The 23,020-nt window shown below is 58.0% G+C and carries 23 protein-coding genes; 3 read left to right on the top strand and 20 right to left on the bottom strand.

Translation table 11 applies throughout. The features are described from left to right. Positions 1–139: 139 nt before the first annotated feature. The 15 genes from ACW81B_RS03235 to ACW81B_RS03165 form a co-directional block, all read right to left on the bottom strand. Positions 140–907 carry a TatD family hydrolase gene (locus tag ACW81B_RS03235; RefSeq protein ID WP_491578769.1) on the bottom strand — a complete coding sequence of 256 codons (768 nt, stop codon included), beginning with the start codon at positions 905–907 and terminating at the stop codon, positions 140–142. A gap of 51 nt (positions 908–958) precedes the next feature. After that, positions 959–1,318 (bottom strand): PilZ domain-containing protein, encoded by a 360-nt coding sequence (locus ACW81B_RS03230; RefSeq protein ID WP_491578768.1) that lies wholly within the window; start codon positions 1,316–1,318, stop codon positions 959–961. Between the two features lie 3 nt (positions 1,319–1,321). After that, entirely contained in the window at positions 1,322–2,329 is a 1,008-nt protein-coding gene (locus tag ACW81B_RS03225; protein WP_491578767.1) for a DNA polymerase III subunit delta', read from the bottom strand. Beyond that, positions 2,319–2,987 carry a dTMP kinase gene (gene tmk, locus ACW81B_RS03220; RefSeq protein ID WP_491578766.1) on the bottom strand — a complete coding sequence of 223 codons (669 nt, stop codon included), beginning with the start codon at positions 2,985–2,987 and terminating at the stop codon, positions 2,319–2,321. Before tmk ends, ACW81B_RS03225 begins: the two co-directional genes overlap by 11 nt. A 4-nt stretch (positions 2,988–2,991) precedes the next feature. Continuing rightward, complete coding sequence (mltG, locus tag ACW81B_RS03215) at positions 2,992–4,032, bottom strand: endolytic transglycosylase MltG (protein WP_491578765.1); 1,041 nt, start codon at positions 4,030–4,032, stop codon at positions 2,992–2,994. Beyond that, positions 4,029–4,877 (bottom strand): aminodeoxychorismate lyase, encoded by an 849-nt coding sequence (gene pabC, locus ACW81B_RS03210; RefSeq protein ID WP_491578764.1) that lies wholly within the window; start codon positions 4,875–4,877, stop codon positions 4,029–4,031. Before pabC ends, mltG begins: the two co-directional genes overlap by 4 nt. Continuing rightward, positions 4,874–6,262, bottom strand: coding sequence for an aminodeoxychorismate synthase component I (locus tag ACW81B_RS03205; protein WP_491578763.1), 1,389 nt, complete (start codon positions 6,260–6,262; stop codon positions 4,874–4,876). The genes pabC and ACW81B_RS03205 overlap by 4 nt, the downstream gene beginning before the upstream one ends. Positions 6,263–6,286: 24 nt before the next feature. Beyond that, positions 6,287–7,528 carry a beta-ketoacyl-ACP synthase II gene (gene fabF / locus ACW81B_RS03200; protein WP_491578762.1) on the bottom strand — a complete coding sequence of 414 codons (1,242 nt, stop codon included), beginning with the start codon at positions 7,526–7,528 and terminating at the stop codon, positions 6,287–6,289. Positions 7,529–7,630: 102 nt separating this feature from the next. Further along, a complete protein-coding gene (gene acpP / locus ACW81B_RS03195) occupies positions 7,631–7,867 on the bottom strand; it encodes an acyl carrier protein (RefSeq protein ID WP_132972124.1) in 237 nt (78 codons plus the stop codon). Between the two features lie 259 nt (positions 7,868–8,126). Further along, positions 8,127–8,873 carry a 3-oxoacyl-ACP reductase FabG gene (fabG, locus tag ACW81B_RS03190; RefSeq protein ID WP_491578761.1) on the bottom strand — a complete coding sequence of 249 codons (747 nt, stop codon included), beginning with the start codon at positions 8,871–8,873 and terminating at the stop codon, positions 8,127–8,129. 18 nt (positions 8,874–8,891) lie between these two features. Next, positions 8,892–9,845 carry an ACP S-malonyltransferase gene (fabD, locus tag ACW81B_RS03185; RefSeq protein WP_491578760.1) on the bottom strand — a complete coding sequence of 318 codons (954 nt, stop codon included), beginning with the start codon at positions 9,843–9,845 and terminating at the stop codon, positions 8,892–8,894. A 16-nt stretch (positions 9,846–9,861) separates the two neighbouring features. Then, positions 9,862–10,830, bottom strand: a complete 969-nt coding sequence (locus tag ACW81B_RS03180; RefSeq protein ID WP_491578773.1) for a beta-ketoacyl-ACP synthase III — start codon at positions 10,828–10,830, stop codon at positions 9,862–9,864. Beyond that, on the bottom strand, positions 10,827–11,855 hold the full coding sequence (plsX, locus tag ACW81B_RS03175; RefSeq protein WP_491578759.1) for a phosphate acyltransferase PlsX: 1,029 nt from the start codon (positions 11,853–11,855) through the stop codon (positions 10,827–10,829). The genes ACW81B_RS03180 and plsX overlap by 4 nt, the downstream gene beginning before the upstream one ends. Before the next feature lie 84 nt (positions 11,856–11,939). After that, entirely contained in the window at positions 11,940–12,119 is a 180-nt protein-coding gene (gene rpmF, locus ACW81B_RS03170; protein ID WP_491578758.1) for a 50S ribosomal protein L32, read from the bottom strand. A 30-nt stretch (positions 12,120–12,149) separates the two neighbouring features. Continuing rightward, positions 12,150–12,647 (bottom strand): YceD family protein, encoded by a 498-nt coding sequence (locus ACW81B_RS03165; RefSeq protein WP_491578757.1) that lies wholly within the window; start codon positions 12,645–12,647, stop codon positions 12,150–12,152. A 265-nt stretch (positions 12,648–12,912) separates the two neighbouring features. On the opposite strand from ACW81B_RS03165, the gene ACW81B_RS03160 reads away from it, so the two are divergent. The 3 genes from ACW81B_RS03160 (at position 12,913) to ACW81B_RS03150 (ending at position 18,907) form a co-directional block, all read left to right on the top strand. Then, the gene (locus tag ACW81B_RS03160) at positions 12,913–14,331 is read left to right on the top strand and encodes an acetyl-CoA carboxylase biotin carboxylase subunit (RefSeq protein WP_491578772.1); all 1,419 of its coding nucleotides are present in this window, start codon (positions 12,913–12,915) and stop codon (positions 14,329–14,331) included. A 7-nt stretch (positions 14,332–14,338) separates the two neighbouring features. Next, positions 14,339–16,150, top strand: a complete 1,812-nt coding sequence (gene oadA, locus ACW81B_RS03155) for a sodium-extruding oxaloacetate decarboxylase subunit alpha (protein WP_491578756.1) — start codon at positions 14,339–14,341, stop codon at positions 16,148–16,150. A 165-nt stretch (positions 16,151–16,315) separates the two neighbouring features. Further along, on the top strand, positions 16,316–18,907 hold the full coding sequence (locus tag ACW81B_RS03150; protein ID WP_491578755.1) for a two-component system response regulator: 2,592 nt from the start codon (positions 16,316–16,318) through the stop codon (positions 18,905–18,907). A gap of 6 nt (positions 18,908–18,913) precedes the next feature. Here the strand turns inward: ACW81B_RS03150 and serS are convergent, their stop codons facing one another. From serS to lolA, 5 genes are read right to left on the bottom strand one after another with little or no spacing between them, the layout of a single operon-like run. Next, positions 18,914–20,197, bottom strand: a complete 1,284-nt coding sequence (gene serS / locus ACW81B_RS03145; protein WP_491578754.1) for a serine--tRNA ligase — start codon at positions 20,195–20,197, stop codon at positions 18,914–18,916. 13 nt (positions 20,198–20,210) lie between these two features. Continuing rightward, positions 20,211–20,516, bottom strand: a complete 306-nt coding sequence (locus tag ACW81B_RS03140) for a DUF190 domain-containing protein (protein WP_491578753.1) — start codon at positions 20,514–20,516, stop codon at positions 20,211–20,213. Next, positions 20,513–20,887: a fluoride efflux transporter CrcB gene (crcB, locus tag ACW81B_RS03135; protein WP_491578752.1), complete on the bottom strand. Its 375-nt coding sequence runs from the start codon at positions 20,885–20,887 to the stop codon at positions 20,513–20,515. Before crcB ends, ACW81B_RS03140 begins: the two co-directional genes overlap by 4 nt. Before the next feature lie 37 nt (positions 20,888–20,924). Further along, complete coding sequence (locus ACW81B_RS03130; RefSeq protein ID WP_491578771.1) at positions 20,925–22,193, bottom strand: replication-associated recombination protein A; 1,269 nt, start codon at positions 22,191–22,193, stop codon at positions 20,925–20,927. 38 nt (positions 22,194–22,231) lie between these two features. Further along, positions 22,232–22,972, bottom strand: coding sequence for an outer membrane lipoprotein periplasmic chaperone LolA (gene lolA / locus ACW81B_RS03125; RefSeq protein WP_491578751.1), 741 nt, complete (start codon positions 22,970–22,972; stop codon positions 22,232–22,234). Between the last annotated feature and the right edge of the window lie 48 nt (positions 22,973–23,020).

The following is a 23,020-nucleotide window of genomic DNA, read 5'->3' as shown; positions in this document are numbered from 1 at the left end:
GGGGTCGGGGTTTTTTGGGGGGGGTTTTCCGCGGGGCGCGGGCGGGCACCCAGTGTTTAACTCGCCGGGTCGGCCGCCCCCCCCCGGCATGACGGATTTTATTAATGTTTTTTGTAGATTATTTATATAACTAATTGTATTAAAATGCTTTAAATAATGTATTGAAGTTTTGTGTGGTGATGGACGCCAGTTCATCAAATGATTCGCCACGCAGTTCAGCCAGGTATTCCGCCACATGACGGACATACGCCGGCCGGTTGCTTTTGCCACGTTTCGGTACCGGCGCCAGGTAGGGTGAATCGGTTTCCACCAGCATTCGATCGGCGGGAACCTGTTTTGCCACGGCTTTAAGCTCGACGGCATTTTTGAATGTCACAATTCCGGAAAATGAGATATGAAAATTCATATCCATGGCGGCTTTCGCCATCTCCCAGTCTTCGGTAAAGCAGTGCAGCACACCACCTGTTTCGCGCGCACCCTCCTCCTTGAGAATACGTAACGTGTCTTCCTTTGCCGCACGGGTATGTACGATGAGTGGCTTGCGGGTCGCGCGGGCAGCGCGGATATGCCGCCGGAAACGCTCGCGCTGCCAGCCGGTATCACCTTCAATGCGGAAATAATCCAGCCCGGTTTCTCCGATAGCGACAATGCGTGCGTTGTCGGCGAGCGAGACCAGCCGTTCTTCGTCCGGGTCTTCACCCTCCACGCCATCCGGATGCACTCCCACCGAGGCCAGAATCTGCGGGTATGGCGCTATCAGGTCTATCATGGCCGGGAAGCGTTCCAGGCTTATCGATACGCACAGCATTTGCTGTACATCGGCGGCCTGTGCCTCGGACACCACATCATCGAGGGTTTCACCTTCCAGCCGCAGAAGATCGAGATGGCAATGAGAATCAACCAGCATGTCGGGCAACCTTGCTAAATCAGAAATACAACCGGGACCGATTGTGGAATATTACATGGTATGAGTGGGACGGTCCGCTGTCAGCGCACCGGCGAGATAGGTTTCGATTTTCTTCTGTGCCGAACCACCGTCATTATCACTGAACTGTACGCCGATACCGGCCGCACGCGCCCCTTGCGCGCCCCGGGGCGTAATCCAGATGATCTTGCCGGCCACAGGAATCTTTTCCGGTTCGTCCATCAGTGTCAACAGCATGAAGACCTCGTCGCCGAGCTGGTAGGTTTTATTGGTGGGAATGAACAGGCCCCCGTTCTTGACGAAGGGCATGTAGGCGGCATAGAGCGCGCTCTTGTCCTTGATCGTCAGGGAGAGGATGCCCTGCCTGGCTCCGCCACCGGGTTTCATTGCCATAACTTACCTGCTACCTTGCGTGACATTATTTTGACGTCTTGTCGGCATAGCCGCCCAGCGTATCAACAGATCCTCCAGCGCCAGCTGGCGATTCAGGCCGGAACCCAGCGCATTCATCGTGCTGTCAATACGATCCAGCAGCGCATAGAGATTTTGACAGTCTACCGACTCTACAACGGTCTGCAACTTTTGCGCCAGTTTTCCTGCCGGTTCATCGGCAGCCGCCAGCCGGGTACGGATCAGCCACTGCATCCACTGACGCCACCCTTCCAGTCGCAATGCCACATCGTCGCCCTGCCAGTCACTGGCGACGGCCAGCGGATCAAGGCGGCCTTCGCTGACACCCTGCAATTGGTCCAGGCATTCAGCCATCAGCGCCTCGGCACCGCTTTCATGTAATGCCAGTGCGCGCAATGGCGCGCCACCGGCAATTAACAGGCTGCGCGTGGCAGCGTCCCCCTCAAGGCCGTGTGCCGCCAGCCAGCCGAGTGCCTGTTCGTGCTGTGGCAGTGGAACCTGTCGCTGCTGACAGCGGCTGCGCACGGTCGCCATTAACCGGCCCGGCGCGGCACTCTCAAGCATCAGCAGGGTATTGGACGTCGGTTCTTCGAGTGTTTTCAGCAGGCTGTTTGCTGCATTGACGTTCATGGCTTCAGCAGGCCTGATGATAGCGATCTTGTAGCGTCCGCCATGACTGGTGATAGCCAGCCCGGCACACAGGGAACGCACCTGGTCGACCTTGATGGCCTTGCCCGCTTCTTCCGGTTCCAGGACCAGCAGATCGGGATGTGTTCCTGCGCGCAGCCAGCCGCAGGCGGCGCATTGCCCGCACGGCGTGCCCTGTTCATCCGCTGCTTCACACAACAGTGCGTGAACCACGCGCTCGGCCAGTACATGTTTTCCAACGCCTTCACTGCCTGTCAGCAGCATGGCGTGCGGCATGCGGGACTGCAGGCGCGCCCGGTTAATCTGTTGCCAGACCGGTTCCAGCCAGGGGGTGTCAGCGGCCACGCTGCTCAACCTCTGTACGCTGAGTCGCCAGCAGTTCTTCAATCAGCGTATCAAGCTGGCGCTGAACCTGGTTCAGTTGCTGTGACGCATCGACAATGCGGAACCGCCGTGGATCCTGTTTTGCACGTTGCAGGTAGGTATCACGCACGGCATTGAAAAACGACTGCTGCTCCTGCTCGAAACGATCCAGTTCACCGCGTTTGCCGGCACGCGCCAGTCCGGTCTCAACCGGCAGGTCGAACAGGATGGTCATGTCCGGTTGAAACCCCCGTTGTACCCAGGCCTCCAGTTCGGCTATACGTTGCATGTCGATACCGCGCCCACCGCCCTGGTAGGCATAGGTGGCGTCTGTGAAGCGATCGCATAACACCCATTCACCGGCCTGCAGGGCGGGCAGGATGACTTCGTTGAGGTGTTGCGCGCGCGCCGCGAACATCAGCAGCAGTTCGGTATCGGCGTGCATGCCGTCACTGGAAGGGTCGAGCAGCAGTTCACGGATGCGTTCGCCCGGTTTTGTCCCGCCCGGTTCACGCGTGACGCGCAAGCTGATGCCGGCCGCTTCAAGGCGCGCGGCAAGGTAAGCCGCATTGGTGGACTTGCCCGCGCCCTCGCCTCCTTCGAGCGTAATAAAACGACCTGTGCAGGTTGCGGTGTTCACAGCATCAGCGCCTTTTTCTCTGGTACTTGTCCACGGCACGGTTATGTGCGCCAAGTGTTGCGGAAAACTGGTGGCTGCCGTCGCCACGCGCCACGAAGTACAGGCTGTCGCCGGGCGCCGGGTGTAACACGGCGCGTATGGCATCCTTGCCCGGCATGGCTATGGGTGTCGGCGGCAGACCGGCGCGCGTGTAGGTGTTATACGGCGTATCCCTGCGCAAGTCACGGAAACGAATATCGCCATCGAAGCTTTCCCCGATGCCATAGATGACCGTGGGATCGGTTTGCAGGCGCATGCCCTTTCTGAGTCGGCGGACGAAAACCCCGGCAATCTGCGGTCGTTCTGAAGCAAGACCGGTTTCCTTTTCCACGATCGAGGCAAGAATCAGGGCCTCGTAGGGCGTTTTCAATGGAAGGTCCGCTTCACGTTTTGACCATTCGGCATCGAGGAAGATTTCCATGTCACGGAAGGCACGCCGCAGCACATCGACATCGCGGGTGCCGCGCGGGTAATGATACGTCTCTGGCAGAAAGCGTCCTTCCGGGTGCAGGCCGGGGTAACCGATGGCCTGCATCACGGTTTCGCCCTTGTGATCGGGCAGTGTCTGTTCAAGCGCGGGGGCCTCGGCAATACGTCGCATCATGTCACGAAAGGTATCACCCTCGATCAGGGTCAGCGCATATTGCAGCACCTGCCCTTCGGTGAGTTGCCGCAGTAACTGCTCCGGGAGCAGGCCGGGAGGCAGCGCATATTCACCTGCCTTGATCCTGCCATCGACACCCTGCCAGCGCGCCAGCAGCACCAGCCAGGTCGGGTGCTCCAGCACACCGCGTGCATGCAGTTCGGCGGCGACCGATTTGAAGGAAGCACCGGGCCTGACCAGCAGGGGAATATCCTGGTCACCGGTGACCAGAGGGGTGTTACGAAAACTGTCGAACTCCATTGCCAGCCAGGCGCCGGCAAAACTGGCCAGTAGCAACAACAGACCTGCCAGCCGGAACAGGCGGTCTTTTACACGCGGTCTGGCGGGGTTACTGAGCGTCACGTCGCGTACCAGGTCTTGTTGTTATGGTCGTCATAGTCTTGCAGCAGGGTTTGCAGGCGACGCGTGAATGTTCCGACAGGATATTCACCCACATCATCTATCCTCACCACAGGCCAGATACCCATCAGGCTGTTGCAGATAAAAATCTCGCTGGCCTGCTGCACATCCTGTCTGGAAAGATAACCGGTTTCAAGCGCCAGGGATGCCTCATTGGCGATATCGATAATGATGGAGCGCATCACACCGGCCACGCCGCAGTTATCCAGGCGCGGGGTTTTCAACACGCCATTGTGCACCAGAAACAGATTGCTCATGGTGCCTTCGATAATATGACCCTGCGTGTCACACAACAGGCCTTCACGAATGGCATCAGCCTGCCATTCGCGCCGCGCCAGCACCTGCTCCAGGCGGTTCAGGTGCTTTATGCCGGCGAGTTGCGGCTGGATAGCCAGCTGTGTACGGCACAACTGTACCCGGACACCTTGCCAGTCAGGCTCTGCGGGCCAGTGCGGAAGGTCTGAATGACACAGGATACGTCGCACAGGCAAGCTGTTATCGCTCACATAACCACGCTGACTACTGCCCCGCGTGAGGATGAGTTTGAGTACGCCTGTGTGCCGGTTGGCGGCGAATGCCGTGACTTCTTCGCGAAGCGCGGGCCAGTCAATGGAGGGAAAACCCAGCCGTTCGCAGCCGGCGGCAAGGCGGGTGTAATGACGCTCGCAGAACGGCAGCTGGCCTGCCTGTATGGCAAATGTTTCAAATAAACCGTCACCATATTGCAGGCCCCGGTCATTCACCGGCACCATGCTGGCAGGCCTGCCATCGACAAGACAGCAGGTCACGCCCCGTCTCCTGCCAGTGCACGTAACATGGCGTCTGCCTTGGCGCGGGTTTCTTCCAGCTCGTGCTGCGGATTCGAGTCGGCTACGATACCGGCGCCGGTGCGAAAGCCCAGGCGGTCTCCATTGCGCACCAGCGTGCGGATCAGAATATTGAGATCAAGGCTGCCATCACGATTCAGGTAGCCCATTGAACCGGTATAGGCGCCACGCCCGCTGCCCTCCAGTGCGGCAATGATTTCCATGCAGCGGACTTTGGGACAGCCGGTAATGGTGCCGCCCGGGAAGACAGCGCGAATCACCTCACCCGGGGTAACGTCAGGGCGTGGCGTGGCGCAAACATTGGAAACAATGTGATGCACACTGGCGTAGGATTCGAGCACCATCAGTTCACTGACCTTGACGCTGCCGGGTACGGCAATGCGCCCGAGATCGTTGCGCTCCAGGTCGATCAGCATGATGTGTTCGGCGCGTTCCTTGGGGTGTGCCATGAGCTCGCGCGACAACGCCGAATCTTCCTGCGCGTTACCCGCCCGCGGGCGGGTACCGGCAATCGGTCGGGTTTGCACCTGCCTGTCACGCACCTCGACCAGTCGCTCCGGTGATGAACTCAGAACAGCGTTGTCGCCGAAGCTGGCCAGCCCGTTGAACGGCCCCGGGTTGGCGGCACGCAGGCGCCGGTACAATTGTGCGGTGCTGGTGTTCGCCGGCCAGTCACCTGTCCAGGCACGTGACAGGTTTACCTGGAAAACATCCCCGTCACGAATGTAGTCGAGTATCTGCCCGACGGCTCGCGTGTAGTTTTCGTCCGGCTGTTCGCGAAGGGTTATGGCGAAAGCATGCCGGTTGTTGTCGTTAGCCGGTAATTGATCCAGGTCTGTGCGCATCTGTTCCAGTAACGCCCGCTGTTCCGACACCAGCGTTGCCTGCCCGCTTTTGTGATCGAAAATAATGGCTGCAGGGAAGCGTGTGGCACTGGCGACAGGCAATCCGCTGTTATCGGCCGGCAGCTTCAGGCGGGGTTCTATCTGCCCGGCCAGTTCGTAGGACAGGTACAGAAACCAGCCGCCACGAAACGGTAACTCCGTCGCCTGCGCAGGGACTTCTGTTATCCGTTCGGCGCGCCAGGCCAGATCCAGCTGGGCAAGAAAATCGAAGGCATCGATATCCCGCAGTTCGATGCTGGCGCCAGGAAAGGCAAACAGGATGTCATAGCGACCCTGCTGACCGGCCGCGGCACTTTCCAGCAAGTGGGGATAGCGCGCCGGGCAGGCCTCGTGCAGCGCCAGCAGGTCAGGGGCTTTTGCCAGACGGACGTGCCATAAGTCTGCAGCGGGCTTTGCTCCGGCCGCATGAGCATGACGCGTATGGCAGGGGTCAGGATTCATCGCCACCACAGGCCGGCAGCCGGGTCACCGGAGTTTCGAGAAAGCCAGCGTTCCGTTGGTACCGCCAAACCCGAACGAGTTGGAAATGGCGATATCGATTCTCATCTGACGGGCTTCGTTGGGTACGAAATCGAGGTCACAGGCCGGGTCCGGGGTAAACTGGTTGATGGTCGGCGGCGCCACCTGGTCGCGAATCGCCAGTATCGAGAATACCGCCTCGATGCCGCCGGCTGCGCCCAGCAGGTGACCGGTCATGGACTTGGTGGAACTGATCGCCACACGGGAAGCATGACCCCCCATGGCAATCCTGATGGCGCTGACCTCGGCGATATCTCCCGCGGGGGTTGAAGTGCCGTGTGCGTTAATGTAATCGACATCGTCCGGGTTAAGGCCGGCATCACGCAACGCATTGCGCATGCAGCGTGCCGCACCTTCGCCATTCGGCGAAGGCTGTGTCATGTGATAGGCGTCGCCACTCATACCATAGCCCACCACTTCGGCATAAATCCTGGCGCCACGCGCCCGGGCGTATTCGTATTCTTCCAGCACCAGCACACCGGCACCGTCACCGAGCACAAACCCGTCGCGATCGAGGTCCCAGGGGCGGCTTGCCGCCTGTGGATCGTCATTCCGCGTGGACAGTGCCTTGGCGGCGGCGAAACCACCCAGCCCGGTGTGTGTCGTCGCCATTTCCGCGCCACCGGCCACCATCGCATCGGCATCGCCATAGGCAATGATGCGTGCGGCTTCGCCGATACTGTGGGTGCCGGTCGAACAGGCGGTCACCATGGCCATATTGGGTCCTTTCAGACCAAACATGATCGACAGGTTGCCGGAGATCATATTGATGATATTGGACGGCACAAAGAAGGGTGAAATCTTTCGCGGACCGCCATCAAGATAGGCCTGATAGTTTTTCTCGATACCGGGCAGACCGCCGATCCCGGCGCCCAGTGAAACACCGATACGCTCGGCGTTGGCATCCGTGATTTCCAGGTCGGCGTCACGGATTGCCTGTACACCTGCCGCCACCCCGTAATGGATAAAGGTATCCATTTTCCGGGCGTCCTTCTTCGACACGTATTGCGTAATATCGAAGTTCTGGACACTGCCACCGAAACGCACCGGGAACGCAGACACATCGAATGAAGTAATCGGCCGAATACCGCTCTTGCCAGAGACAATATTTTCCCAGGTTTCGGGTACTGTCAGACCGACCGGCGTGACAGCGCCCAGACCCGTAACTACGACACGGCGCTTGGACACAGTGCGTTACTCCAGTCTGTAAACAAAATGGTGGTGACTAAAAGACCAGAACGCCGGCACCCTTGCGGGTGACCAGCGTTCTGTACTCGACAAAGGCGGTGGTTAACCGAGGTGGGCGCTGACGTAGTCAATCGCTTGCTGGACAGTGCCGATCTTTTCTGCCTCGTCATCCGGGATTTCGCACTCGAACTCTTCTTCAAGCGCCATAACCAGTTCCACGGTATCCAGGGAGTCCGCGCCCAGGTCATCTACAAATGACGCTTCGTTGGTGACAGAGTCCTCGCTGACATCCAACTGCTCGACGACTATCTTCTTGACGCGTTCTTCAACATTACTCATCGCTGAAATTTCCTCAGTTAATTTATATTCATTCCTGACTGCGCGCGTATTTTAGAGAAAAGGTCATAGCCACGCCAGTCATACAGTTATCATTAATTTGTCGCAGATCAAAAATCCTGACAATGACCCCGGAACGACAAATTGTAAATAATATTATCTATATTTAATAATATCTTATGCCACATAGTTAAACATCAACTTATTCGTCGTACCGGCAAACCCTGGATCACGGCCTGCACTGGAGTGCCGGATATTGCGGCTAGGCCATAAACATACCGCCATTCACGTGCAGGGTTTCGCCGGTGATATAACCGGCCTGTGACGATGCCAGGAAGGCGACAGCCGCTGCAATGTCCCCGGCCTCGCCGAGGCGCGCCAGCGGCACCTGGCCAACCAGCATCTTGCGTTGTTCCTCCGGCAGCGCACGGGTCATGTCGGTATCAATGAAGCCGGGGGCGACGGCATTGACCGTAATCCCGCGCGATCCGACTTCCCGCGCCAGCGATTTGGTAAAACCGAGCATACCCGCCTTGGCCGCGGAGTAGTTGGCCTGACCGGGGTTGCCGGTGGAGCCTACGACGGAAGCAATATTGATAATCCGCCCCTGCCTTGCTTTCATCATACCGCGCAGTACCGCCTTGCTGAGACGGAACACCGACGTCAGGTTGGTGTCGATCACATCGTTCCACTCGTCTTCTTTCATGCGCATGAGCAGGTTATCACGTGTGATGCCGGCATTATTCACCAGGATCGTCGGTGAGCCGCCGAATTTTTCCTTGATGGCTGCCATGCAGGCGTCAACGGATTCGACATCGGTCACATTCAACGCAAGCCCCAGGCCGGTAATACGCTGTTCGTCAAAATCTGCCTGTATCGCCGCCGCACCTTTTTCGGTTGTTGCCGTACCGACAACGCGCGCACCCTGTTTTCCCAGCGTGCGTGCAATCGCCTGGCCTATTCCACGGCTTGCGCCGGTCACCAGCGCAATCTGTTCGTCCAACGACATGCTTTTGCTCCTTCGTGTTCAGCTGATCGAGGCGATGGCCCTGTCCAGATCCTCAGCCGTCTGGATCGGCATCGCGCCCAGCGATTTTTCAATACGTTTGGTCAACCCTGCCAGCACCTTGCCCGGGCCGGCTTCCACCAGCATGCTGACACCCTGTGCATGCATGGCGCGCACACACTCGACCCAGCGCACGGGACGGTACAACTGCGCTGCCAGCACTTCGCGAATGGCTGCCGGATCATCGTGCGAGCTGGCATCGACGTTGTGAATTACGGGAATCGCAGGCGCCTGGATTTCGATGCCTGCCAGTCGTTCAGCCAGTTGTTCCGCGGCAGGTTGCATCAGGCTGCAGTGCGACGGGACGGATACCGGTAATGGCAAGGCCCGCTTCGCGCCGGCGGCTTTGGCGAGTGCCATGGCGCGTTCGACAGCGGCTTTATTGCCTGCAATCACCACCTGCCCCGGCGAGTTGTAGTTGACGGCGCTGACCACTTCGTCCTGTGCCGCCTCGGCGCACACAGACTCGACCTGTTCATCCGCAAGCCCCAGTATGGCGGCCATGGCGCCAACACCGGCCGGCACGGCGTTCTGCATGTACTCACCACGTTTTTCAACCAGTGCGACTGCATCGGCAAAAGACATGGCGCCGGCACACACCAGTGCGGTGTATTCACCCAGGCTGTGCCCGGCCATCAGCGCGGGACGTGTTTCGGTTTTTGCCTGCCAGCAGCGCCAGGTCGCGACACCGGCTGTTAACATCGCCGGCTGCGTACAGGCGGTCTGGTTCAGAGACTCAGCCGGGCCGTTTTGTACGCGCTCCCAGAGGTCGTAACCCAGTACGGTCGATGCCTCGGCAAAGGTTTCACCGACCTGCGGGAAAGCATCGGCCAGTGCCGACAACATACCGACGGATTGTGAACCCTGCCCGGGGAATACCATGGCAAGTGCTGGCTGCGTATTTGAAGTAGTCATAGCCTGGACGAATAAATCAGAATTTGAGAAGAATGGAACCCCAGGTGAAACCGCCGCCGAAGGCTTCCATCAGCAGGGTTTCACCGGGTTTGATGCGACCGTCACGTACGGCCACATCGAGCGCGAGTGGTACCGACGCACTGGAGGTATTGCCGTGTTCATCCACGGTTACCACGACGTTGTCCATGGACATACCGAGTTTCTTCGCCGTCGCCTGAATAATGCGGATATTGGCCTGGTGCGGAATCAGCCAGTCGATATCGGACTTTTCCAGGTTGTTGGCTTCAAGTGTCTCGTCGACAATACGTCCCAGCGTATTCACCGCGACCTTGAATACCTCGTTGCCTTTCATGGTCACGTAACCGTTGCCGTCCCTGAGACTGTCGTAACCCTGACTGACGCCACCGGGGACGGTCAGCAGGTGTTCATAGGCGCCATCGGCGTGCAGGTGCGTGGAAAGGATGCCGGGTTCCTCACTGGCTTCCAGGATAACCGCACCCGCGCCATCGCCAAACAGCACGCAGGTGCTGCGGTCGGTCCAGTCCAGTACCCGGGAAAGGGTTTCTGCGCCGACCACCAGCGCACATTTCGCTGCACCGGTGCGAATGAACTTGTCTGCGATACCCAGTGCATAGACAAAGCCGGTACATACCGCCTGAACATCAAACGCTGCGCAACCGTGCCGGTCGAGTCGCTTTTGCAACAGGCAGGCGGTACTGGGGAATACGCGGTCGGCAGTGGTGGTGGCGACAATGATCAGGTCGATGTCCTGCGCATCACGGCCCGCGGCATCCAGTGCGCGGCGTGCGGCGTGTTCGGCCAGGTCGACCGTGTTCTGCCCTTCAACAGCAACGTGGCGTTTGCTGATGCCGGTGCGTTCGCGTATCCACTGGTCTGTGGTGTCGACGATCTTTTCCAGATCCTTGTTGGTCAGAACCTTGTCCGGAAGGTATCCGCCTGTCCCTGTAATGCGTGCGTACATCAGCCTGTCTGCCTTTCCGAGAGAATAACGTGTAGCCGGGACTTGATGCGTTCCGGTACGTTCTGTTCGACGACCTCGGCCGCCACGTTGATAGCATTGCTGAAGGCCAGTACATCCGCCCCGCCGTGGCTCTTGATCACCGAGCCGCGTAAACCGAGCAGACTGGCCCCATTATAGCGTCGTGGATCGATCTGTCGGCGAAAGGCTTTCAGTACCGGCAAGGCAAACAGTGCAACCATACGGGTGAGGATATTGCGCGTGAACTCTTTCTTGATGAAGTGGGCGATCATTTTTGCCACGCCTTCACTGGTCTTCAGTGCGATATTGCCCACGAAACCGTCACACACCACTACGTCTACATCGCCGCAGTATACATCGGTACCTTCGACGAAACCGACATAGTTCAGGGCGCCGGACGACAGCAGGCCGGCGGCCTCCTTGACGGTCTCGTTGCCCTTCATTTCTTCTTCGCCAACGTTGAGCAATCCCACACGTGGTGCTTCGTTATGGTCCAGCGCACTGGCCAGCACCGAGCCCATCAGCCCGAACTGAAACAGCTGTTCAGGTGTGCTGTCGATATTGGCGCCCAGGTCCAGCATCCAGGTATGGCCGTGGATGGAGGGTAACGAGGTGCATATGGCAGGACGATCAATGCCTGGCAGGGTCTTCAGCACGTAGCGTGCCGTTGCCATCAGGGCGCCGGTATTGCCTGCACTGACACACGCCTGCGCCCGCCCTTCCTTGACCATATTAATGGCCACGCGCATGGAAGAATCTTTCTTGAAGCGCAGGGCATGTGAGGCCAGTTCATCCATTTCCACGTGTTGCGAGGCGTGCTGGAGTGTCAGGCGTGGATGGGTTGCCAGACCCAGGTCGTCAAGTGCGCGGCTGATGACAGCCTCGTCGCCGACCAGCAGCAATTCAATATCGCTACGCTTTTGCAGCACAGACTTCGCGGCAGGCAACACCACATCGACACCGTGGTCACCACCCATCACATCCAGCGCAATAGTAATTTTTTCAGTCATGCACTAAAAAACACACGCTGCCCCCGTAACCGGGAAGCAGCGTGTCCTGTAGTAATAACGAATACCCGGGACCCGCAAAGCGGATCAGTCGAGGTCTTTATTAACAACCTTGCGACCGCGGTAATAACCGTCGGGACTGATGTGATGGCGCAGATGGGTTTCCCCTGTGGTCTGCTCGACAGACAGCGCCGCGCCCTTCAGGCTGTCGTGCGAACGGCGCATGCCACGCCGGGAAGGGGTCTTGCGGCTCTTTTGTACTGCCATGAGTCTATCTCCTGCTTGCTAAAGCGTCTTTCAGCGTTTCAGTTTTTCCAGTGCCGCAAAAGGATTTCCCTTTTCCGGTACCGGCTGGTTCAGATGGTTTGCCCGGCAACGTTCCGCGCCCTGGTGTATCGGGACAGACGGCACGGCCAGCAACACCTCGTCTTCAATCACATCGAAGGTTTTCAGTGGATCGCCGGTCACCAGCATAGGCTCGTAACCTTCCGGCAACTGTGCCATCTCGTCATCACTGTTGATGATGCCGAGGCTGAAGCCAAGGTCGAGTGGAAAGCTCAGCCTGCCGAGACAACGCTGGCAGACCAGACTGATTTCGCCCTTGATCCTGCCCTTCAATGTGCGGATCCGTCGCTCGTCGAGATTGAACTGCAACTCGACACTGAGCTCGCCTTCTTTCGAGGCCAGTAATGGCGCAAGCCGATCCATTTGATCAACCGCTACCACACCGCGAAAGGAGCGACCCACATCGGCAAGCCCCATGGGCTCGATTTGCTCCGGCAGACGATCCAACATAAGCGCGCCATGATACTCGCTGGCAAGGCGTGCTGTCAAAGCTAAAATGCTGAAAAACCGGTATGTTAGCAACAGGTACACGGATGCCCTGTCTACCTGCCGTGGCCACGAATCTCCCTTCGCCGGCCGCTTCGTGTATGGTTGACAGGCGCACGGGTTTTACGTAGAAAAACAAGCTCTTTGGCGTGTTTTTCACCCGCTGGCGGGAAATCCCGCTATGCTCAGGGCAAGCGCCGACAGCTACACGGACGGAAACGGGGGACGCTTGATCAGGAAAATCCTTATTGCCAACCGGGGTGAAATTGCCGTCCGTATTGTGCGTGCCTGCCAGGAAGCCAATATCGAATCGGTGGCGATCTATGCCGAGCCGGACCGTCATGCCCTGCATGTCAAAAAAGCCAGTGAGGCCTATTCTGTCGGCCACGATCCGCTGGCCGGCTACCTGAACGCACACCGTATCGTCAATCTTGCCGTTTCGACCGGCTGTGATGCGCTGCACCCAGGCTACGGCTTTCTGTCCGAAAATCCCCAGCTGGCACACATCTGCGAACGCCGTGGCATTCGCTTCATCGGGCCGCCGGCCGAAGTCATTCGCCGCATGGGCAACAAGATCGAGGCGCGGCGCCTGATGCAGTCGGCCGGCGTGCCGGTGGTTCCAGGCAGTGACGAGAACCTGTCGGGTCTCGATGAAGCCATTGCGCTGGCCAGTGAAATTGGCTATCCGGTAATGCTCAAGGCAACATCAGGTGGCGGCGGTCGTGGAATTCGGCGCTGTAACAACGAAACCGCGCTGCGTAAAAACTATGAACGCGTCCTTTCAGAGGCGACCAAGGCATTCGGCAGCGCTGACATTTTCCTGGAGAAATGCATCGATCGTCCGCGCCATATCGAAGTGCAGATACTGGCCGACAGCCATGGAAATACCATTCACCTGTTTGAGCGCGACTGCTCCATTCAGCGACGCCACCAGAAACTGATCGAAATTGCACCCTCTCCCCAGCTGAATGATGAGCAACGTGAAATGCTCGGGCAATGGGCGATCAGGGCAGCCGAGGCCGCGGGCTATGTGAATGCCGGTACGGTCGAGTTCCTGATGACCGACAAGGGTGAGTTCTTCTTCATGGAAATGAACACCCGCCTGCAGGTCGAACACACGGTAACGGAGACGATTACCGGCATCGATATTGTGGGTGAGCAGATTCGTATCGCCGACAGTCAACCACTGCGCTTTGCCCAGTCGGAAATCAAACGACGCGGTTATGCCATGCAGTTCCGCATCAATGCCGAGGATCCGAAAAATGATTTCCTGCCCAGTTTCGGGCGCATTACCCGTTACTTTGCACCGGGTGGCCCGGGTGTGCGTACCGACGCGGCCATCTACAGCGGCTACACCATCCCGCCCTATTACGACTCCATGTGCGCCAAGATCACTGTGTGGGCACTGGAATGGGATGAACTGATCAACCGCGCCCGGCGCGCCCTGAATGACACCGGCGTATATGGTGTCAAAACCACCATTCCCTACTATCTTGCGGTACTGGATTCTGCAGAGTTCCGCGCGGCAAGCTTTGATACCAGCTTTGTCGAGGCGCACCCCGAACTGGTTAATTACAAGGCCAGCCGCCCGACCCGTGAACTCGCCGCCGTGATTGCCGCTACCATTGCCGCCAACGCAGGATACTGATAACCCCATGAGCAAAGTCAATCTCACCGACGTCATTCTGCGCGATGCCCACCAGTCGCTGATCGCCACCCGTTTGCGCACGGAAGACATGCTGCCGGTCTGCGAACGACTGGATCGAATCGGTTACTGGTCACTGGAAGTCTGGGGTGGTGCGACCTTCGATGCCTGTATTCGTTACCTGAAGGAGGATCCCTGGGAACGCTTGCGGAAACTGCGCGCCGCATTGCCCGGAACACGGTTGCAAATGCTGCTGCGTGGCCAGAACCTGCTCGGTTACCGACACTATTCCGATGATGTGGTGCGCGCCTTTATTGCGTGTGCCGCGGAGAATGGTATAGACGTGTTCCGTATCTTCGATGCACTGAACGATGTCCGCAACCTGGAAACCTCGATTGCTGCGGTCCGCGAGGCAGACAAACATGCCCAGGGCACCATTTGCTATACCACCAGCCCGGTGCATGGCATCGAGCAGTTTGTCAGTATGGCAAAACAGCTGGAAAACCTTGGATGCCACAGCATCGCCGTGAAAGACATGGCAGGTCTGCTCACACCGATGATTACCGCTGAGCTGTTTGATGCGCTGACCGCAGCCGTTTCCCTGCCCATCCACCTGCACATGCACGCGACCGCGGGTGTTGCAGAGATGTGTCACCTGAAGGCCATCGAGAATGGCTGCCGTCATATCGATACTGCCATCTCGGCCTTCTCCGGCGGGGCTTCGCACCCGCCGACGGAAAGCATGGTTGCAGCGTTGCGCAATACGCGCTGGGAAACCGGCCTGGACCTGAAAGCCCTGCAGGAGATCGGTTTCTACTTCCGCGAAGTGCGCAAGAAGTACCACCAGTTTGAAAGCGACATGACCGGGCTGGACACGCGCGTGCAAGTCTACCAGGTGCCGGGCGGTATGATTTCCAACCTGCATACCCAGTTGCGTGAACAGGGCTCGCTGAACCGTATCGAGGAAGTCCTGCAGGAAATACCGCGTGTGCGTGAAGACCTGGGTTACCCGCCGCTGGTTACGCCGACGTCGCAGATTGTCGGTGCACAGGCGGTACTGAATGTATTGACGGGTGAGCGCTACAAGACCATCAGCAACGAAGTAAAACTTTACCTGCAGGGACGCTACGGCCGCGCGCCCGGGCATGTCAACGCCATGGTGCGGCAACAGGCCATTGGCAACGAGGATATCATTGATGTACGCCCCGCTGACCTGCTCGGTGATGAAATGGACCGGCTGCGTGAGGAAACCGCCGACATTGCCAACGGTGAGGAAGATGTCCTCACCTGTGCCATGTTCCCCGAACTTGGCCGTGATTTTCTTACCGAACGTAATGCAAACATCCTGGCGCCGGAGCCGCTGGAACCGGCCAGTACCGATGTGGGTTCACAACCCCGCCCTACCGAGTTTAACGTTACCCTGCACGGCGAAACCTACCATATACAGATCACCGGTACCGGCCATCCCGGTCAGCAGGATCGTCCCTTTTATATGACCGTCGATGGCGTACCCGAGGAAGTACTGGTCGAAACCTTGTCGGAACTGGAAACCCAGGCTACTGACACCACCTCGATCAAGGGCAGCAGGCGCCCGCACGCTACCCATCCCGGTGACGTTGCCACCTCCATGCCCGGCACAGTGATCGATGTGCTGGTCAAGGTGGGTGATATGGTGTCAGCGGGTGACCCGGTGCTGATCACCGAGGCCATGAAAATGGAAACAGAAATCCAGGCGCCGATCAACGGTACGATCAGGACGGTGTATGTTGCCAGGGGGGACAGCGTCAATCCCGACGAGACACTGATCGAGATATCTTCCTGAAATAGCATAAAGATCGGGCGCAAACGGCCGATTTCCTTTTGACGAAGAGCAGGCAAGCTCCGTATCCCGGTAGCTGCATCGGGAAATGCTCTCCGATAAGGAAAACTACGGCACCTGGCAGCTCATCGGACGAAATAGCAGGCGCCCGGGGATTGTATCCGGCAAATGCACGATATTTCACAAAAAATTTTGCTGATCGAGTCATCGGCCACACAGCGGTACGTACTTCAGCAGGCGCTACGCGGTGAAGGCCACGAGGTCAGCGTTGAGGACAGCTACAGCAGCGGTCTGAAACTTCTTCAGGACATTGCCGACAGCTCACAACGCCCTGTATCCATCATCCTCGGCTGGCCGGCACATACTCAGCCGGCTGCCGATGAATTACTCGTTCTCCTCGAACGCGTGCCGCTCACAACCATCCCGGTACTCATTCTTTCTCATGAGCCTGATGCAGCGATAAAACTCTGGGCAAGCCAGCGCCCCTGTACAGCGGTACTCGACTGGTCGGATCGCAGTACGCTCGACGAAACACTGAAGTCACTCTGTACCACGACACCATTACCCGCCATCTCACAACCCGTAATCACAAATGACATAAAGCCTGTCCGTCTGCTACTGGTTGATGATTCTCCCAGTGTGCGCTCGTATTACCGCAAGCTGCTTCTTGATCACGGCTACGAAATCGATGTTGCGTCAAACGTGCAGGAAGGTTTTCACAAGGCTGAGCAGGGACAGTACGATATTGCAATCATCGATTACTTCATGCCGGGTGAGAATGGTGATGTCCTGTGTCGCCGGCTTCAGAATCATGCCGCCACCCGCGGTATTGTCATTGCCATGTTCACCGGGACCTATCTTGACCAGGTGATAAAAGATGCGCTCGATGCCGGGGCGACTGAATGCATGTTCAAGAATGAAGTCGATGCCCTGTTCCTGACCCGTATCGCCGCCATGAGCCGTTCGATCCACATCAAGAATTCCATTGAAGCGCAACGCCAGCGATTGCAGAGCATTCTCCATTCTGTCGGCGACGGTGTTTACGGCGTTGACAACGACGGCAGAATTTCATTCATCAACCCGACCGCATTGCGTATTCTGGGTTACGACAATGAAGCGGAGCTGCTTGGTGAAAGCCCGATGAAACGGTTGCACCATTCTGATGAGCATGGACAGACGCTGTCAGTATTATCCAGCAAGCTTGAACGCACATACGGAAAACCCGATATCCTGAAAAACTGGGAAACAGTGTTCTGGACACGCCACAACACGATCCTCCCCGTAGAATGCACCGTGTTTCCCATGTATATGAAAGGTCGGCAGGAAGGTTCTGTGGTTGCATTCCAGGACATCTCGGAGCGAAAGGCATTCGAAGAGAAACTGCGCTGGCAGGCAAGCCATGACGCCCTCACCGAGTTGTTCAACAGGAGGTATTTTGAAGAGCGCCTTGAGGTCGAGTTCGAGCGACTACGCCGAAGCGAAGAGACAAGCGCCCTGCTCTACATCGACCTTGATCGCTTCAAATATATCAACGATACCGCAACCCACGATGCCGGCGACCAACTGCTGATCCAGGTCAGCCAGAGACTGCGCTCCCGCCTGCGCAGCTCAGACACGCTTGCGCGGCTTGGTGGCGATGAGTTCGCCGTATTACTGCGCAACGTTGACCCGCAAATGCTTGACCGGACCGCTGATGCATTCCGCGCCGTGCTCAGTGAAGGGGGGTTCCTCTACCAGGGCCGCAGCTACGATGTGCACGGCAGCGTAGGCGCAGCACTGTTCGATCGGAATACGCCGTCACCCGGGGATGTGCTTGCACACGCGGATATTGCCTGCCATATCGCCAAGAAAGAAGGTGGCAACCACACCCACATCTACGCCGACAGCAGTGACTTCCGTTCCGAGATGGGCCGGGACCTGAACTGGTCTGCGCGCTTGCGCCAGGCCATCGATAATGATCATTTTGAACTGTACTTCCATCCTATCCTGCCCTTGTCTGCCATCGACATGGACAATCTGCCGCAACAATCCGGTGCGATATGGGAGGAAATTGCCCGCAATCCTTCGCAGGTAAAGATGTGCTTCGAGGTTTTGATCCGCTTGAAAGGCCGTGATTCGCTGATCATGCCCGGCGCTTTCCTGCCCACGGCAGAACGCTTTCATTTAATGCCGGAAATCGACTTATGGGTATTACGTCACGCCATTCGTCAGCTTGCGCATTTCGGTGCAGTCTGGAAAGAAGTCATGTTCTCCATCAACCTGGCCGGCCAGAGCCTGGTGAAGCCGGAACTCGTTGACACCATCAAGGGCCTGTTGCACGAGTACAGTGTAAGCCCGTCGGATATATCTTTTGAAATTACCGAGACCAGCGCTATCGCAAACATTCCCGCCGCCCAGAAAGTCATCAATGAGCTGAGCGCGATCGGCTGTCATTTTTCGCTCGATGACTTTGGTACCGGGTTCAGTTCCTTCTCCCACCTCAAGCACCTTGCCGTGGACTGTATCAAGATCGACGGGATGTTTGTGCGTGGCATGACCCATGATCCCACGGATCACGCCATGGTCATCTCCATGAATGATATTGCACATTTCCTCGGCCAGACGACTGTGGCGGAATTCGTCGAGGACCGGGAAACACTTCGGGCACTGGCCAAAACCGGCGTCGACTACGTGCAGGGCTACTACCTGGCCCGCCCTGTATCTGAACAGGTGGCCCGCTGCGAAAGTGCTGGCCGTGACGTGCCGGAATCGACTTCATGACAAACGTCAATCGCCCGCGGTAAGTTGCTGCACGCCTGCCATGTAGGGATGTAGTGCTTCCGGAACAACAACCGACCCGTCTGCCTGCTGGTAGTTCTCCAGCACGGCAACCAGTGTGCGCCCTACGGCCAGGCCTGAACCATTCACGGTATGCACCAGTTCCGGCTTGCCGGTATCCGGGTTACGCCAGCGGGCTTTCATGCGCCGTGCCTGGAAATCCTCAAAATTGCTGCACGAGGAAATCTCCCGGTATGTCTGTTGTGCCGGCAGCCAGACTTCAAGGTCGTAGGTTTTTGCGGCCGAGAAGCCAAGATCACCGCTGCACAGGGTCACCACACGGTACGGCAAAGCGAGTTTCTGTAAAATCGTTTCCGCGTGACCGGTCAGTTCTTCCAGCGCGCTATAGGAGTCCTGCGACCGTACAATCTGCACCATTTCAACCTTCTCGAACTGGTGCTGCCGAATCAGCCCGCGCGTGTCCTTGCCGTACGAACCGGCCTCTGAACGAAAACAGGGCGTGTGTGCTGTCATGCGCAGCGGCATCCTGTCCGACTCGATAATCATGTCACGAACCAGGTTGGTGACCGGCACTTCAGCGGTCGGTATCAGGTAAAATGGATCTTCACCACGGGTTGCAAACAGGTCTTCCTCGAACTTGGGCAACTGCCCGGTGCCGCGCAAACTGTCGGCATTCACCAGGTACGGGACGTAACATTCCTGGTAGCCATGCTCGCCGGTATGCACATCGAGCATGAACTGGGTCAGGGCACGGTGCAGTCGTGCCAGTGCGCCACGCAGTACAACGAAACGTGAACCGGAAAGCTTGACGGCTGAATCGAATTCCATGCCATGCAAGGCTTCACCAATGTCGACGTGATCTTTCGCCTCGAAATCAAATGCTGGCGGTTCACCCCAGCGGCGGATTTCCAGGTTGTCCGCTTCGTCATCGCCTTCCGGTACGGATTCATGCGGGATGTTAGGGATAGACATCAACATGGCGTCCAGTTCCTGCTGAATCGCTTCCAGTTCACGCCGCGCAGAATCGAGTTGCTCACCCAGGCCCGCCACTTCATCCAGCAGGGGCTGGATGTCATCACCGGCCGCCCTGGCCTTGCCGATGGCCTTTGAACGGCTGTTGCGTTCGGCCTGCAGGGACTCGGTCTTTACCTGGCTATCCTTGCGACGCGCTTCCAGTGTCCTGATGGCGGCCGTGTCAAGGTTAAAGCCACGCCGCGCGAGTTGTTCAGCAACAGCGACGAGATCGCTTCTGAAAAGTTTCGGGTCCAGCATATTCTTCTCTTGTTCAGTGGTTCATTTCAGCCTGCCAGCGCACGATATGGCCTGCGCCGATAAGGTCCTGGAGGTGTTCGAGAATGCGGTCGGTTTTCTCTGGTGTGTCGAAAAATTCCACGCTGACCGGCAGGTCCAGCGACAGGTCAACCAGTGAAGCGGTATGAAGCCGCCCGCTGCCACCAAAACCGCTGACAGCACGAAACACGGTAACACCACGCACTTTCTCTTCATCATGGAGCCGTTTCAGCAACGGCTTCAGTGTCTTGTCCGCTTCCATGAGATAGACGCGAACGAATGTTACAGTTTCCCAGTTCATAGCTGCCTCGCTAATATGACGCCGACGGCTGCGGCTGCAACACACAATACAACACTGGCCAGCGTGTTGATCAGGGCGCGAAGGTATTGACCGCCTTCCATGAGCAACAGCGTCTCGATGGAAAAGGTCGAGAAGGTGGTAAAGGCGCCGAGTAACCCGATCAGCAGGAAGGCCCGCATGGCGGTACTTTCCAGTGAACGCTCCAGTAACCAGATATACAGGAACCCCATCAACAGGCTGCCCAGCACATTCACGACCAGTGTTCCGTAAGGGAAACCGCGACCCGCCATGGCGTAGACCGAGGTAGACACCCAGTAACGCAATACGGCGCCAAGTGCGCCGCCACCTGCAATGGCAAGTACCTGACTCATGAGCGCGAAGGATACCGGAAGCCTTGCCGGCGCGCATTCATTTGTCCGCCTCACGCTGGTCGCGCTCGCGCAGGCGCGCCAGCTTTTCGGCAATTTTTATTTCCAGGCCACGCTCGACCGGCCGGTAGTAGCGCCTGCCCACAAGTTCATCGGGAAAGTAGTTTTCACTGGCTGCATAGGCATCAGGCTCGTCGTGGGCATAGCGGTAAGTCTTGCCGTAGCCGAGTTCTTTCATCAGTTTTGTCGGTGCGTTGCGCAGCTGCAGCGGCACTTCCAGCGAGCCCTGTTCACGCGCGTCCTTCACGGCGGCTTTCCATGCCGTGTAGACGGCATTGCTCTTGGCGGCACAGGCCAGGTAGACCACGGCCTGGGCGATGGCCAGTTCACCTTCCGGGCTGCCGAGACGTTCCTGGGTTTCCCAGGCATCGAGCGCCAGCGCCAGTGCGCGCGGATCGGCGTTGCCGATATCTTCAGAGGCCATGCGTATTACACGCCGGGCAATGTACAGGGGGTCACAGCCGCCGTCGATCATGCGTGCCAGCCAGTACAGGGCCGCATCCGGTGATGAACCGCGCACGGATTTGTGCAGGGCGGAAATCTGGTCATAGAACGCCTCGCCGCCTTTATCAAAACGGCGCAGACCACCAGCGATGACTTCCGCCAGCACCGACGCTTCGATCCGGCCCTGCGCGTCGGCAAGGTCACTGGCGATCTCCAGCAGGCCCAGTGCACGACGCGCATCACCGTCGGCCGCAGCTACCAGTTGTTCCAGCTGTGTGTCTTCCAGCACCAGTCCCGACGAACCGAGGCCGTGTTCACTGTCGCTGAGTGCCTGACGCAAAACCTGGAGCAGCTCCTGTTCCCCGAGCCGCTTCAGCACATAGGTACGCGCCCGCGACAGCAGCGCATTGTTCAATTCAAAGGACGGGTTCTCGGTGGTGGCGCCCACCAACAGCAATGTGCCATCCTCGACAAATGGCAGGAAGGCATCCTGTTGCGCCTTGTTGAAACGATGCACCTCATCGACAAACAACAAGGTCTGGCGTTTCTCTACCGCCTGGCGCTGTTTTGCGATCTCGACCACCTGGCGCACGTCCCTGACGCCGGCCAGCACCGCAGAAATCGCGACAAATTCCGCGCCGGAGGTTTTTGCCAGCAAGTGTGCCAGTGTGGTCTTGCCGGTGCCGGGCGGCCCCCAGAAAATCATGGAATGGAGTTGCCCGCTTTCTACAGCAAGGCGCAGGGGCTTGCCGGGGCCGAGGATGTGCGTCTGGCCAATAAAGGCATCGAGGCTGGCCGGGCGCATACGGTCTGCCAGCGGCCTGAATGCGGCCAGTGCTTCACTCACGGGAGGTCGCCGATCACATCCGTGCCGGGCGGCAGTTGCAGGCTGAACAATGCCGGGTCAAGCGGCCGGTTCAATGTGATGTCGGAAAAACGGATATGCGTCCGGTTAGCAAAACCGTCGACAACCTCAATAACTTCCAGCTGACCCTTGCGAAGCCCGATTGTGACTGCCTCGACAGCGGCATCCGGTCCTTTCGGTTGCAGGCGGAACCAGTCTACGCCATCCGAGGTACCGATCGGTGTGGTATTCATCACTTCGCTCAGGGGGCGCAGGCCGCTTAACAGCATGGCCGGTGTGCTGGTGAGGGTGTCGTCGATGGGGCTGACGCTGGCCTGTTCGAGATCGGCGTCATAGTTCCACAGCCGTTCGCCGTCGGCGACAATGATCTGCCGGTAGGGCCGGGTGTAGTTCCAGCGGAAACGCCCCGGTTTGCTGATCCATACTTCGCCACTGGCATCCTGCAGCACATCCCCGTTGGCATCGACCACCCGTTGGGTGAATTTTGCCTCGAAGGTTTTCAACGCAGAAAAGTAAGCGCTGACCGGGTCGGCGCTGGCGGCAAGCGGTAACCCTGGCATCAACATGAAGAGCAGGCACAGAAACCCGGGGAAGTGAGGACAAATCCCCTTGCTGTCATCCCGGCGCAGGCCGGGGGCCAGTGCATTGAAAACCCTGGATCCCGGCCTGCGCCGGGATGACGGATTAATGCGCCGGGATGACGGGTGAATCAGAATCATATTTTCGCCCTGTTGTCTTGCATAGCGTTCGTAGACTGCGTAAAAATC

The organism is Thiogranum sp., assembly GCF_058323355.1.
This window is presented reverse-complemented; position numbering and strand designations above follow the sequence as displayed.

Excerpts from the sequence above, each read along its gene's own strand:
- ACW81B_RS03130 (WP_491578771.1), bottom strand. The coding sequence starts at position 22,193 with ATGCGCCCGGCCAGCCTCGATGCCTTTATTGGCCAGACGCACATCCTC.
- fabG (WP_491578761.1), bottom strand. The coding sequence starts at position 8,873 with ATGTCGTTGGACGAACAGATTGCGCTGGTGACCGGCGCAAGCCGTGGA.
- plsX (WP_491578759.1), bottom strand. The coding sequence starts at position 11,855 with ATGACTGAAAAAATTACTATTGCGCTGGATGTGATGGGTGGTGACCAC.
- rpmF (WP_491578758.1), bottom strand. The coding sequence starts at position 12,119 with ATGGCAGTACAAAAGAGCCGCAAGACCCCTTCCCGGCGTGGCATGCGC.
- acpP (WP_132972124.1), bottom strand. The coding sequence starts at position 7,867 with ATGAGTAATGTTGAAGAACGCGTCAAGAAGATAGTCGTCGAGCAGTTG.
- serS (WP_491578754.1), bottom strand. The coding sequence starts at position 20,197 with ATGCTGGACCCGAAACTTTTCAGAAGCGATCTCGTCGCTGTTGCTGAA.
- crcB (WP_491578752.1), bottom strand. The coding sequence starts at position 20,887 with ATGAGTCAGGTACTTGCCATTGCAGGTGGCGGCGCACTTGGCGCCGTA.
- ACW81B_RS03235 (WP_491578769.1), bottom strand. The coding sequence starts at position 907 with ATGCTGGTTGATTCTCATTGCCATCTCGATCTTCTGCGGCTGGAAGGT.
- fabD (WP_491578760.1), bottom strand. The coding sequence starts at position 9,845 with ATGACTACTTCAAATACGCAGCCAGCACTTGCCATGGTATTCCCCGGG.
- lolA (WP_491578751.1), bottom strand. The coding sequence starts at position 22,972 with ATGATTCTGATTCACCCGTCATCCCGGCGCATTAATCCGTCATCCCGG.
- oadA (WP_491578756.1), top strand. The coding sequence starts at position 14,339 with ATGAGCAAAGTCAATCTCACCGACGTCATTCTGCGCGATGCCCACCAG.
- ACW81B_RS03165 (WP_491578757.1), bottom strand. The coding sequence starts at position 12,647 with ATGTTGGATCGTCTGCCGGAGCAAATCGAGCCCATGGGGCTTGCCGAT.
- ACW81B_RS03205 (WP_491578763.1), bottom strand. The coding sequence starts at position 6,262 with ATGAATCCTGACCCCTGCCATACGCGTCATGCTCATGCGGCCGGAGCA.
- ACW81B_RS03140 (WP_491578753.1), bottom strand. The coding sequence starts at position 20,516 with ATGAACTGGGAAACTGTAACATTCGTTCGCGTCTATCTCATGGAAGCG.
- ACW81B_RS03230 (WP_491578768.1), bottom strand. The coding sequence starts at position 1,318 with ATGGCAATGAAACCCGGTGGCGGAGCCAGGCAGGGCATCCTCTCCCTG.
- ACW81B_RS03150 (WP_491578755.1), top strand. The coding sequence starts at position 16,316 with ATGCACGATATTTCACAAAAAATTTTGCTGATCGAGTCATCGGCCACA.